General features: G+C 75.0%; 7 protein-coding genes and 1 tRNA gene. 2 read left to right on the plus strand and 6 right to left on the minus strand.

The window, feature by feature from the left end; genetic code table 11:
- Positions 1–94: 94 nt before the first annotated feature.
- Both ACFYWQ_RS40815 and ACFYWQ_RS40820 read right to left on the minus strand, forming a co-directional pair.
- Positions 95–2,668 (minus strand): FtsX-like permease family protein, encoded by a 2,574-nt coding sequence (locus ACFYWQ_RS40815; protein ID WP_389525012.1) that lies wholly within the window; start codon positions 2,666–2,668, stop codon positions 95–97.
- Positions 2,665–3,462, minus strand: a complete 798-nt coding sequence (locus tag ACFYWQ_RS40820) for an ABC transporter ATP-binding protein (RefSeq protein ID WP_389525015.1) — start codon at positions 3,460–3,462, stop codon at positions 2,665–2,667. The genes ACFYWQ_RS40815 and ACFYWQ_RS40820 overlap by 4 nt, the downstream gene beginning before the upstream one ends.
- Before the next feature lie 572 nt (positions 3,463–4,034).
- Here ACFYWQ_RS40820 and ACFYWQ_RS40825 point away from each other — a divergent pair.
- Positions 4,035–5,285, plus strand: a complete 1,251-nt coding sequence (locus tag ACFYWQ_RS40825; RefSeq protein ID WP_389525018.1) for a sensor histidine kinase — start codon at positions 4,035–4,037, stop codon at positions 5,283–5,285.
- Positions 5,282–5,995, plus strand: coding sequence for a response regulator (locus ACFYWQ_RS40830; RefSeq protein WP_389525021.1), 714 nt, complete (start codon positions 5,282–5,284; stop codon positions 5,993–5,995). Before ACFYWQ_RS40825 ends, ACFYWQ_RS40830 begins: the two co-directional genes overlap by 4 nt.
- 140 nt (positions 5,996–6,135) lie before the next feature.
- Here ACFYWQ_RS40830 and ACFYWQ_RS40835 read toward each other — a convergent pair.
- From ACFYWQ_RS40835 to tmk, 4 genes are all read right to left on the minus strand, one after another.
- A tRNA-Thr gene (locus tag ACFYWQ_RS40835) sits at positions 6,136–6,209 on the minus strand.
- Positions 6,210–6,317: 108 nt separating this feature from the next.
- A complete protein-coding gene (locus ACFYWQ_RS40840; RefSeq protein ID WP_389525024.1) occupies positions 6,318–7,895 on the minus strand; it encodes an alpha/beta hydrolase in 1,578 nt (525 codons plus the stop codon).
- 170 nt (positions 7,896–8,065) lie between these two features.
- Positions 8,066–9,271: a DNA polymerase III subunit delta' gene (locus tag ACFYWQ_RS40845; RefSeq protein ID WP_389525027.1), complete on the minus strand. Its 1,206-nt coding sequence runs from the start codon at positions 9,269–9,271 to the stop codon at positions 8,066–8,068.
- Between the two features lie 282 nt (positions 9,272–9,553).
- Entirely contained in the window at positions 9,554–12,907 is a 3,354-nt protein-coding gene (gene tmk, locus ACFYWQ_RS40850; RefSeq protein ID WP_389525030.1) for a dTMP kinase, read from the minus strand.
- Between the last annotated feature and the right edge of the window lie 113 nt (positions 12,908–13,020).

Genomic DNA, 13,020 nt, shown 5'->3' on the forward strand with positions numbered 1-13,020 from the left:
CCCCGGCCGACTCCCGCCCCGACCGGCCCTCGGCCGCCCGCCCGCCGGCGCGCACGGCGGCGCGCACGGCGGCGCGCACGGCGGCGCCGACCCGCTATTCCGTGCGCAGCGCGGTGGCCGTGTCCGCGCGGGCCGCCCAGCCGGCCGGGAGCAGGCCTCCCGCCACCGCGATGGCCAGACCCCCCAGGGCAAGCACGAGCAGCCACGACGGGTCGTAGACGGAGATCGTCGCGGCGGGCAGGGCCAGGCCGACGGCGTCCCCCATGAGGGGGGTGATCCAGTGGTGCAGCGCGACGCCGACGGGGACCGCGGCCGCGCCGACGAGCAGGCCGGGCCAGGCGACGGAGACGACCACCATGGCCACGGTCTGGCGGGGCGTCATCCCCAGGGCCTTGAAGACGCCCAGGTCACGGACGCGGTCACGGGTGTCGAGGACGACCGTGTTGAGCACGCCCAGGCCGGCCACCGCGACCAGCATCAGGGTGAGCATCCCGATCAGCGCGTCCATGGCCAGGACCACGCTGGACGAGCCGGAGGTGTTGGGCAGGGCGGTCGCGCCGACCGGTTCCAGAGCGGCGTTCAGCGCGGCGAGGTACGCGTCCGCGTCCGTACCCGGCTCCGTTCTCACGTCGTACCGGCCGGGCGTCGCGTCCCCACCCAGTGCGGAGAGGGTGGAGGTCGAGGTCAGCAGCGCCATGCCCTTCCCCTCCGTGAAGAACACCTCGCCGACGATCCGCACCGAGGCGTGCCGTCCCTCCTGCGTCAGGGTCACGGTGTCACCGACCTCGACACCGGCGGCCTTCAGGAACCGGCCGGTGACCGCCGCCTGGCCCGGCCCGTCCGGCCAGCGGCCCGAGACCGTCCGCGGGGCGCCCCACGACGAGTCACCCTCGTACGCCACGACCGTGGTCTCGCCGGCGATCCCGGTCACCCCGGCCTGGGCCTGGGCCGTGCCGTAGAAGCGGCTGGTGCCCCGCTGCGCGCGCAGCACGGCGGCGACCCGCTCCGGATCGGCCTTCGGTACGTCGGCCTCACCCGCCGCGGGGACCACGTCGGCGCCGGGCGGACCCTGGCTTCCGCCCGCCTGTACGACGACCGAGCCGGCCGAGTTGAGCCTGCGCCCGTCGGAGACCGCGCCGAGCGAGAGCGCGAGGCCCACGGCGAAGGTGACGGAGACGGCGCCGAAGGCGACCGCGGCGGCCATCGTGCCCGACCGCGCCGGGCGCGCGAAGGGGTGGGCGAGCCCGAGGCTCACCGCGCGCGGCACCGGCAGCCGTGCCGTGAGCCGCCGTAGCGCCCACCCACGGCCGGTGCCGCGCGCCCGCCCGCCGGTGAGCGCGTCGGCGGTGCGCAGCCGGCCCGCGCGCAGGGCCGGCCACAGGGCGGCGCCCGCGACCAGGAGGAGGGCGGCGGCGGGCACCACGAGGTCGACCCGGAGGGGGATCGATTCGGCCGGCCCGCCGAGAGCCTCCCCCGCCTCGGCCAGCACCGGCCCGGCCAGCAGGTTGCCGAGCACCACCGCCGACGCACAGCCCACCGCCGCCGGGATGAGCGCCTGCCCGACGTAGGCCAGGACGATCTGCGCCGGGGTGAGCCCGAGGGCCTTGAGAACGCCGATGCGCCGGGTCGCGGCACCGACCGAGCCGCTGACCACGATGCCGATGACCAGGACCGACAGCGACAGCCCGAGCACCCCGAAAGCGGCCAGGAACGGCACGAACGCCATCGCGTTGGCCGTCTGATCCTGCCGGACGGTCAGGTACGGGAGCGTCCCGGTCATCGCGCCCCGCGGCACGAGCGCCGCCACCGCGTCCCGCCCGGCGGCCACCTCGTCGTCGGTGTCGGCGTCGTGGAACCGGTAGAGCATCTCGTACGAGACGCCGGACCCACCGGCCCTGCCGGACCCACCGGACCCACTGGACCCAGCGGCCCCGCCGGACCCGCCGGACCCGTCCGAGCCCTCCGAACCGTCTGACCCGTCTGACCCGTCTGACCCGTCCGAGCCGTCCGAGCCGTCCGAGCCGTCCGAGCCGGACGGTGCTGACGACGACGCGTCGGTCTGCCTCCCGGCCTGCGGCTCGGCCAGCGCCTCGGCCTGTGCGGGCGTCACCCAGGCATCCGCCGTGCCGGTCACCGAGCGGGCGACACCCACCACGGTCAGCGTCGGGCTGTCCGGCGCGTCGGGGAACGCCAACCGTGCGCCCACCTTCCGCACCGGCAGCACGCCTTCGGCCACCACGATCTCGCCCGGACGGGTAGCCCACGCGCCGTCGACGAGGTCGATGCGGTCGACCGGGCCCCCGGCGTCCGCCCGCCCGACGACGGTCACCGGCGGGAGGTCCAGCTCGGCCGGCAGGCCGTCGGAGGCGGAGGCGGTGCGCGGCCGTGCCGAGAGCGTCCGGAACGGGCCGGCGACGGCACTCACACCGGACGCCCGAGCGGTCGCCATGAGCTGCGCGGACGTCACTTTCGTCCCGTCGAACCGCGCGTTCAGATGCGCACCGTGCTGCCGCGCGAAGGCCCGGTCGAAGGGCGCCCGGGACGCGGCCGTCAGTCCGACGGCGAGGATCGACGCGGTGACGGCCACGAGCGTGGTCAGGACCATCACCGTCGTCTGCACCCGCCGGCGCGCGACCCCCGCGCGCACCACCCGGCCCAGGGCGCTCACCAGCCCACCCCCGTGGCGGACGCGGCACCGTCGGTGCCGTTACTGGCACCGAAGCCGGTACCGGTGCCGAGGCCGGTGCCGGTGCCGAGGCCGGTGCCGGTGCCGAGGCCGGTGCCGGTGTCCCGGACGATCCGGCCGTCGACGAGTTCGACGGTCCGGGTCGCACAGGTCGCGGCGAGGCCGAGATCGTGGGTGACCAGGACGACCGTCTGTCCACCCGCGTTGAGCTTGACGAGCAGTTCGCGGACGTCCGCACCGGCGGCGGTGTCCAGCGCGCCCGTCGGCTCGTCGGCCAGGAGCAGCGCAGGACGGTGCATCAGCGCGCGGGCCACCGCGACGCGTTGGCGCTCGCCGCCGGACAGCCGCCCCGGGAACGCCCCGGCGTGCCGGGCGACCCCGAGGTACTCCAGCAGCTCCGCGGCGCGTTTGCGGGCCTCGGCCCGTGAGACGCCGGCCAGTTGGGCCGGCAACAGCACGTTGTCGGTGACCGTCAGGTCGTCGAGGAGGTGGAAGAACTGGAAGACCATGCCGATCCTCGTCCGCCGGTACCGGGCCGAGGCGGTCTCGCTCATCCCGTCCACGCGCAGCCCGTCGACGGTGACGCTGCCCGCGCTCGGACGGTCCAGCCCGGCGATCAGGTTGAGCAGCGTCGACTTGCCGCTGCCCGACGGCCCGACGACGGCCAGCGCCTCCCCCGTGCCGACGCTCAGCGTGACCCCGGCGAGGGCGGGCGGCCCCTCGCCGTAGGTCCTGCTCACGTCGCGGATGTCGATGACGGGCGCGGTCGCTGCCACGGTGCCTCCCAGGCGGTGGTCGAGGATTCGCCCCGACGCTAGGGACGCACCCCCGTCCGGGGCGTCCCCCGTGACGGCGGTCCCGGCTGCCGCACCGGGCTGACCCGCCCGCGACGTCATCCCCGCGATGTACGCCGAAGAGGGAGCGTCCGTCCGCTCCGGGAGGGATGTGCCCCGGTCCGCCGCCTTGCCACACTGGGCCCATGGACGGCGCGACCGGTGAGACCGGCGAGACCGGCGGGGCTCCTCGGGCGGACACGCTCGGGCCGCAGACGGAGACGAACCGGCGGAAAACCGTGCCACACAGGGCGCTACGGCCGGGATGGCCACGACTGGGAGCGTCACGGCTGGGAGCGTCACTGCCGAGATGGTCACGGCTGGGAGCGTTACGGCCGACGGCCGTGCGGCAGAGTGCGCTGCGGCTGGGCACGGAACGGCTGGCAGCGGCGCGCCGGTGGACGACGGGCACGACGGACAGGACAGACACATCTGGCACGGCAGGCACGGCAGGCACGTCGGGCACGACGTCGCTGCCGCACCCCCCACAGCCCCTGCCGCGGCCCTCCCGCTGGATGTGGACCGCCGACGCGATCCTGGCCGTGGCCCTCGCCGCCTGCACCGTGGCTTCGGTGCGGTGGCAGGACACGGCCGGCCTGGTCGTCCCAGCACTGCCGGGGCAGGCGTTGGCTCCCGGAACGACGCCGACGGTTCCGACGGTTCCGCCCATACCGCCCCCGCCGGTGGAATGGGCCCAGCAGGTCGGTCCCGTCCCGTCGTGGCACCTCGTCCTGGCCGCGCTGACGGCGCTGCCCCTGGTCCTGCGCCGCCGCTGCCCGCTGACCGTGTACGGGGCCGTGATCGTCACGACGTTGCTGCTCGACCAGCGCCTGAGCGGCGACACCGCGTCCGTGTACCCGTTCCTGTCGTGCGTGATCGCGGCCTACGGCGCCGCCGTGTACAGCCCGTACCGCCTGCGCGCGCTCACCGGGCTGGTCGTCGGCGCGGGCCTGATCGCGTTGTTCCCGGACGAGAACTTCCTGCCTTTCACGCCCAGCATGATGCCGTTCCTGGTGCTGCTCGGCGTGGGACTGGGCGCCAACGCCCTGCACGTCTGGAAGCAGCGCGTGCACACGCTTCAGGAGCAGCAGAAGGCCGCCACCGGGATCGCGGTCGACCGTGAACGTGCGCGCATCGCGCGCGAGTTGCACGACATCGTCACCCACAATGTGAGCGTGATGGTGATCCAGGCGGGCGCGGCCCGCAAGGTGATGGACGCCGCGCCCGACCGTGCCCGTGAGGCGCTGCTGGCCGTGGAGGCGGGCGGGCGCACGGCCATGGCTGAGCTCCGGCACGTCATGGGCCTGCTCGCCCCGTCCGGTGACGATCCCGACGAGGCCGACGACCCGGACCTGAGTCCGCAACCGGGCGTGGACCGGATCCCCGCCCTCGTCGACCGCGTCCGCGGGACGGGGGTGTCCGTGGAGCTGACCGTCACCGGCACCCCGTCGCCGCTGCCGGCCGGCGCCGACCTCGCCGCGTACCGGGTGGTGCAGGAGGCCCTCACCAACACCGTCCGGCACGCTGCGGGCGCCCGTGTGCGGGTCGCCCTCGACCACACCCCCGACGCCCTGCACATCGACGTCACGTGCACCGGCGGCGCTCCCGCCCCGGCCGCCGGCCCCGGTACCGGTCGCGGCCTCCTGGGCCTCCGCGAACGTCTGGCCCTCCACGAGGGCACCCTCGACGCCGGCCCGCTGCCCGTCGGCGGCTACGGGGTGCACGCGGTCGTCCCGCGCTCCGCGAGGACGGACCGGAGACCGTGACCGAACCGCCACAGCCCCGCGTCGTCATCGCGGACGACCAGGCGTTGGTCCGCACCGGCTTCGGCCTCATCCTGGCCGCCGACGGGATCGACGTCGTCGCCGAGGCGGCCGACGGCGACGAGGCGGTCGAGGCGGTCCACCGCACCCGCCCCGACCTGGTCCTGATGGACATCCGCATGCCCGGCACCGACGGTCTGGAGGCCACCCGCCGCATCCTCTCCGGCGCCGGGCCCGACACGCCCCGCGTGATCATGCTGACCACCTTCGACCTCGACCGTTACGTCTACGCGGCCCTCACCGCCGGCGCCAGCGGCTTCCTCCTCAAGGACGTCACGCCCGAGCACCTGGTGGCCGCCGTCCGCCTCGCCCGTACCGGCGACGCCCTGCTCTCCCCGGCCATCACCCGCCGTCTGGTCGAACGGTTCACCTCCGCCGCGGACACCCCCGTCCTCCACCGCGACCTCTCGGTCCTGACCCCGCGCGAACTCCAGGTCCTCCAGTCCCTGGGCCGCGGACTGAGCAACACCGACCTGGCCGCCCACTTCGGGCTGAGCGAGGCGACGGTGAAGACCCACGTCGCCCGCATCCTCGCCAAACTCCGGCTGCGCGACCGCGCCCAGGCGGTCGTGGTGGCCTACGAGACGGGCCTGATCGTTCCCCGACTCCCCGGAACCCCGAGCACACCGAGAAACCCCAGGCCGCCCACGTGACCTGGGGCTCTCCGGATGACACCTGGCGGCGACACCTCGGCCTCCGCCGGTTCTCCTCCCCAGAGGGGGCACCACACGAACCAAAGAGGGGCACAACACGAAAGGCCAGGTCAGATAACATCTGACCTGGCCTCCACCGGAGCCGCCTTCGGGATTCGAACCCGAGACCTACGCATTACGAGTGCGTTGCTCTGGCCATCTGAGCTAAGGCGGCGCGCTGCCCACACCATGGTGCGATCAGCAACGTCGGTAAGTCTACACAGTTTCCGGGGGTGCTCCGTACCACCCCCGGAGGTGGCGGTTCCGGGGGTGGCGGGCTGGGTCACGTGCAGCGTTTTCCGTCCGTCGGGGGCGTCCCGCGGAGCAGGTAGGCGTTGATCGCGGAGTCGATGCACCTGCTGCCGCGGCCGTAGGCGGTGTGGCCGTCGCCGTCGTAGGTGAGGAGGCGGGCCGAGGAGAGCTGGCGGGCGAGGGAGCGCGCCCAGCGGTAGGGGGTCGCCGGGTCGCGGGTGGTGCCGACGACGACGATCGGGGCCGCGCCCTTCGCCTCGATGCGGCGCGGTTGGCCGGTGGGCGCGACGGGCCAGTACGCGCAGTTCAGGGAGGACCAGGCGAGGCCCTCGCCGAAGACGGGGGACGCCTTCTCGAACGTCGGCAGGGTTCGGCGCACCTGGTCGGGGCCGTCGAAGGCGGCCGGCGAGTCCAGGCAGTTCACGGCCGCGTTGGCGTACATCAGGTTCGCGTAGCGACCCTCGGCGTCCCGTTCGTAGTAGCTGTCGGCGAGCAGGAGCAGGCCCGCGCCGTCCTGGTCCTTGATCGCGGCGGTGAGCGCATCGCGCAGTCGCCCCCAGCCGCTCTCGTCGTACATCGCCGCGATCACGCCGGTGGTGGCGAGGGACTCGGTGAGCCTGCGGCCGTCCTTGTCGCCGGTCGGCAGGGAACGCGCGTCGGCCTTCTCGAAGAACGCCCTGAGGTTGCCGCCGACCTTGTCCGCCTTGGTGCCCAGCGGGCAGTCCGGCTGCCGTACGCAGTCCTTCGCGAACGACCGGAACGCCGTCTCGAAGCCCGCCGTCTGGTCCAGGTTCATGCGCCGGGCGGGCAGCGCCGGGTCCATCGCCCCGTCCAGCACCAGCCGGCCGACGCGGTCCGGATACAGCCCCGCGTACGTCGCCCCGAGGAACGTCCCGTACGACGCCCCCACGTACGTCAGCCTGCGGTCCCCCAGGGCCGCCCGCAGGACGTCCATGTCGCGGGCGGTCTCGACGGTGGAGACGTGCCGCAGCAGCCGGGGCGACCGGGCCCCGCACCCTTCGGCGAACCCCTTGTACGCCTCGACGAGCCGGTCGGTCTCCCGCTGGTCGTCGGGTGTGACGTCGGCCTGTGTGAACGCGTCCATCGCGCGCCCGTCGAGACACTCCACGGGTTCGCTGCGGGCCACGCCCCGGGGGTCGACGGCGACCATGTCGTAGCGGGCGCGGACCGCGGCCGGGTAGCCGACGCCGGCGTACTGCTGGAGGTAGCCGACCGCGGAGCCGCCGGGCCCGCCGGGGTTCACCAGCAGCGAGCCGATCCGCTTCCCCGGGCCCGTCGCCTTCTTGCGGGAGACGGCGAGCCGGATGTCGCCGTCGCCGGGCCGGTCGTAGTCGAGCGGCGCCTTCAGGGTGGCGCACTCGAAACCGGGGACGCCGCATCCGCGCCAGGTCAGCTTCTGTCCGTAGTACGGCGCGAGCGCGGACGGTGTGGCGCGGGGCAGCGCGGCCAGTGTCACCTCCGCCCCCGCACGCGTGGCGGTGCTCGTCACGCCCCCGGTGGAGCAGGCGGAGAGAAACAGGGCGGCGAGGGAGACGAGGGTGACGCCGGTTCGGGACCTGCGCGGGAAGCGGGAGCGCCTGATGTGCATCCAGCGAGCGTAACTGTGCGCAATGACACCGATGCGGTGTGTACGCAAACCGCCACGGACGAGTGAAACGGTCCGGTCGATCGTCGCATCGGGTCGTCGGGTCGTGGGGTCATGGGGTCGTCGGCTCGTGGGGGGGACCCCGGGCACCTCCGTCCCGGCCCGCGCCGGGCTCAGCCCGCTCTCAGCGCCATCGTCATCGCCTCCACCGCCAGCAGCGGCGCCACGTTCCGGTCGAGGGCCTCTCTGCACGCGCCGATGGCCTCGATGCGGCGCAGGGTGGACTCGGGGGTGCTGCCGCGGGCCAGTCGCTCCAGGGCGTCCTCGGCGTCCGTGTTGGCCAGTGCGACGCGGGAGCCGAGCTGGAGGGCGAGGACGTCCCGGTAGAAGGCGGTGAGGTCGGTGAGCGCGAGGTCGAGGCTGTCGCGCTGGGTCCGCGTCCTGCGCCGTTTCTGCTTGTCCTCCAGGTCCTTCATCACGCCGGCCGTGCCGCGCGGCATCCGGCCGCCCTGGACGGCGCCCAGTGCCGCCTTCAGCTCCTCGGTCTCCTTGGCGTCCCGCTCCTCCGCGAGCTGTTTCGCGTCGTCGGTGGCGGCGTCGACGAGTTCCTGGGCGGCCCGGAGGCACCCGCCGATGTCCTCGACGCGCAGCGGCAGCTTGAGCACGGCGGCACGGCGCTCCCGCGCGGCGGGGTCGGTGGCCAGGCGCCGGGCCCGGTCGACGTGCCCCTGGGTGGCGCGGGCGGCGGCCGCCGCGACGGCGGGCTCGATGCCTTCGCGCCGTACGAGCATGTCGGCGACGGCGTCGACGGACGGCGTCCGCAGGTTCAGGTGGCGGCAGCGGGAGCGGATCGTGGGCAGGACGTCCTCGATGGAGGGGGCGCACAGGAGCCAGACGGTACGCGGCGCGGGCTCCTCCACCGCTTTGAGGACGGCGTTGGCGGACTTCTCGTTGAGCCGCTCCGCGTCCTCCACGAGGATCACCTGCCAACGGCCGTTGGCGGGCGAGGTGAACGACTTCCGCACCGTGTCGCGCATGTCCTCGGCGAGGATCTGCGTGCCCACGGCGGCGACGGTGCTGACGTCGGCGTGCGTGCCGATGAGCGCGGTGTGGCAGCCGTCGCAGAACCCGCACCCTGGGGCGCCGCCGAGCGCCCGGTCGGGGCTCACGCACTGGAGGGCGGCGGCGAAGGCGCGGGCGGTCTGTGTCCGGCCCGCGCCGGGCGGGCCGGTGAACAGCCAGGCGTGCGTCATCTTGGACGCCTCGGGCGGCGGCGCGTCGGAGGCGGACGCGGTGATGGACGCGTCGGCGTCCCGGGCGGCGGCGGCGAGCTGTTCGCTCACCTTCTCCTGCCCGACGAGGTCGTCCCACACGGTCATGGGTTACGCCGCCCCTTTCGTCACGATGCCGCCCAGTGCGGATTCCATTGTGCGCGCTGCCACTGACAGTGCCCCCGGCGGGCGGGGGCACAGGGCGGTCGGCGCGAGGGAGGCGAGCACCGCACGGGCGCCGGTCACCAGGCCACCGGGCACCAGGTTCCGGAAACCAGGCACGAGGCACCAGGCACCAGGCACCAGCAGCCATCGGCCGTCAGGCGTCAGGCGTCAGGCGTCGGGTACGCCCCCGACGCCCGGCCGCGTCCTACCGCCGACGGCCGCGCGTCACCGGCGCCGTCCGCGCCCTCGGCCGCCGCCGCGTCCGTCGTCGAAGCCGCCGTCGGGTCCGTCCTCGCCGCGGTGCGGTCCCAGCAGTTCGTCCGCAAGCGTCGGCAGGTCGTCCAGCGGGGTCTCCTCGGCCCAGTCCGGCCGCGGCCGCTGCCGGGGCGTGCCCGACTCGTCGACCTGCGGCAGTTCACGCGTACGGCCCTCGGAGCCGTCCGGCCCCGCTCCGTCCCGCTGGTCGCGGAAGTACCCCTGCGGCACCCTGTCGACAGGGCTCTCCCCGGGGACGGGGGGCCGTACGGCCGCCTCCTCCGTGGGACGCGCCTCGCGCACCGGGGGCAGCACGGCCGTCTCGTCGGCGGTCCCCTGCGGGGCCACGGGCGGCAGGACGGCCGTCTCGTCGGGCGCGTCGGCCGGTGCCGGCGGCTGCGGCAGCTCGGCCGTCACCTCGGAGTCGGGCCCGTGCCCTTCGGAGGCGCCCGACGCGTCCGACGCCGACGCGCCCGACGCCGACGCGTCCGACGCGTTCGAAGCTCCCGCCCCGGACCGGCCCACCGGCTCCCGCGGGCTCTCCACGGGATCCTTGTCCATCCGTACCCGGGGCAGCACGGCCGTGTCCTCGACCGGTCCGCCCGACGCGTTCGTCGGCGTCACCACGGGCGTCGGCACGGTCGCCGCGTCCGGCGCGACAGCCGGCGCCGGGGCAGCGGCCGCCGCGGGACGCGTCGGCCGGGGGCCGGCCTGCGCCGCGGCAGCGGCCTGCTCGGCGGCGCGCCGCGCTTCCTCTGCCCGCAGCAGCGCCTCCTCCGCCTTGCGCTGCTTCTCCAGGCGCCGCGCCTCGGCCTCGGCGCGCAGCCGGGACTCCTCCTCGGCCTGCTTGCGGCGCCGTTCCTCCTCCGCCCTGCGGCGGGCCTCCTCCTCGGCCCGGGCCTTCTCCTCGGCGAGGAGGCGGGCCCGCTCCTCCTCAGCGCGCCGGGCCGCTTCCTCGGCCCGCCTGCGGGCCTCCTCGGCCTGCCGTTCGGCCTCGCGCCGCTGCGCCTCCTCCAGTTCGCGCCGCTTGCGCTCCTCCTCCTCGGCGCGCAGCTTGGCCAGCTGCTCCTGGCGCTCACGCTCCAGGCGTTCCTCCTCGGCCTTGCGGCGGGCCTCCTCCTCGGCCTTCTTCCGGGCCTCTTCCTCGGCCTTGCGGCGCGCCTCCTCCTGGGCCCTGATCTCGGCCTCGGACAGCGGCAGCATCCGGTCGAGCCGGGCCCGGACGACCGAGGTGACGGCCTCCGGTTCCTGACCGGCGTCCACGACGAGGTAGCGGCCGGGATCGGCGGCGGCCAGGGTGAGGAAGCCGGAGCGCACGCGCGCGTGGAACTCGGCCGGTTCCGACTCCAGCCGGTCCGGCGCCTCCGTGAAGCGTTCGCGGGCGGTCTCCGGGGAGACGTCCAGCAGGACCGTCAGCTGCGGCACCAGCCCGTTCGTGGCCCACCGGGAGATGCGGGCGATCTCCGTCGGCGACAGGTCGCGGCCGGCGCCCTGGTAGGCCACCGAGGAGTCGATGTACCGGTCGGTGATCACCACCGCGCCGCGCTCCAGGGCGGGACGTACGACGGTGTCGACGTGCTCCGCGCGGTCCGCCGCGTACAGCAGCGCCTCCGCGCGGTGCGAGAGGCCCGCGCTCGACACGTCGAGCAGGATCGACCGCAGCCGCTTGCCGACGGGCGTGGCCCCCGGCTCGCGGGTGAGGACGACCTCGTGGCCCTTGGCCCGGATCCACTCGGCGAGCGCCTCGGCCTGGGTGGACTTGCCGGCGCCGTCACCGCCCTCCAGGGCGATGAAGAAGCCGTTCGACGCGGGGGCCTGCACGGGGTCGTCGCCGCCGAGCAGCGCGTCCCGCAGGTCGTGGCGCAGCGGCACTCCGGAGCGGTCGTCGACCTTGGCCAGCACCAGCGCGGCCACCGGCAGCAACAGGGCACCCACCAGCATCAGCGTGAACGCGGCCCCGCCGTGCGCGAAGACGAACTTGCCGTTCTCCAGCCGGTGCGGCCCGATCAGCGCGGCCACCAGGGGGGCGATCAGCGCGGCCAGCGCGACGACGACCCGGACGACCGCGTGCAGGTGCTCCGTCACGCGCGCGCGGCGGTGGTCCTCGGTCTCCTGGTCGAGCAGCGCGTGCCCGGTGTTGGCGGCCACGCCGGAGCCGACGCCGGCCAGGGTGACGATCAGCAGCACGCTGGTGACGTCCGGGACCAGACCCGCCGCGAGGAGCGCCACGCCGGTGAAGGCGATCGCGAGCGCGAGCAGCCGCCGCCGCGACAGCGTGACCAGCACCTTCGGCGCGGTCCGGACGCCGACGACGACCCCGCCGGTCAGCCCGAGCACGAGCAGGCCGTACGTCACCGGGCCGCCGCCCAGGTCCTTGGCGTGCAGCACCGCCACGGCGACCGCGGCCGCGATCGCGCCGGCGACGGCCGCGCAGGCGAGCACCAGCAGCGGGATCACGCCCGTGCGGCCCGTGTCGACGCCGGTGGCGGTGCGGGGCCGGCGCAGCCCTTCGAGCGGGGACCGCGCGCGCGGGGTGCGCGTGCCCGGCAGCTCCAGGAACACCACGACGGACAGCGAAGCGGCGAACAGGCCCGCCGCCACGTACGAGGCGAGGGCCGCCTGGTGCTGGTCGAACCAGGCGATGCCGGCCCCCAGCAGGTTGTTGAGCAGCGCCGCCACGAGCAGCGCGGCCGCGCCCAGCGGGATCGCCGCGAAGCCCGTGCGCAGCGACAGCCGGCGCAGCGCGTCGAGATGGTCCGGCAGCGGCCGTACCGTGGCGCCCTCCAAGGGCGGGGCGGGCAGCAGCGCGGGCGCCGCACCCTCACGGGCGACCGTCCAGAACCGCTCGGCGACGCCGGTCACGAACACGGTGACCAGCAGCAGGGCCAGGGCGTCGTCGGGGATCCAGTCGATCCACAGCGGCGCGATGATCAGCAGAGCGGCACGCAGGCCGTCCGCGCCGACCATGGTCCAGCGGCGGTCGAGCGGACCGTCCGGCGACGTCAGCGAGGTCAGCGGCCCGAGGAGGACCGCGCCGAAGAGCAGGGTGGCGAGGATCCGCACCCCGAAGACGATCGCCACAGCGAACGCCACACCCCGGTAGCCGCCTCCGAAGGACCCCTCGGCGATGGCCGCCTGGAGGGCGAGGAGGACGAGCACCAGGAGGGCGAGGGCGTCACCGACGCCGCTCACCAACTGCGCGCTCCACAACCGCCTGAGCTGCGGCCGGCGGAGCAGGGCGCGGACGGCGCGCTCGCGGGAGTCCGCTACCAGGGCGTCGTCTGGGGCCGGGTGATGGGCCGTTGGCTGCTCGGCTCGCGTCATGCGTTCAGCCTATCGGCAGCGACCGACACACCGAGTCACCCGTCCACGCACCCGCACACGCCGACACCAACCCGCGCACACCCCGACACCAAAGCGATGCCGGAGCGTGCGTT

The sequence above is a fragment of the Streptomyces sp. NPDC003247 genome (genome assembly GCF_042888135.1).
Classification (GTDB): domain Bacteria; phylum Actinomycetota; class Actinomycetes; order Streptomycetales; family Streptomycetaceae; genus Streptomyces.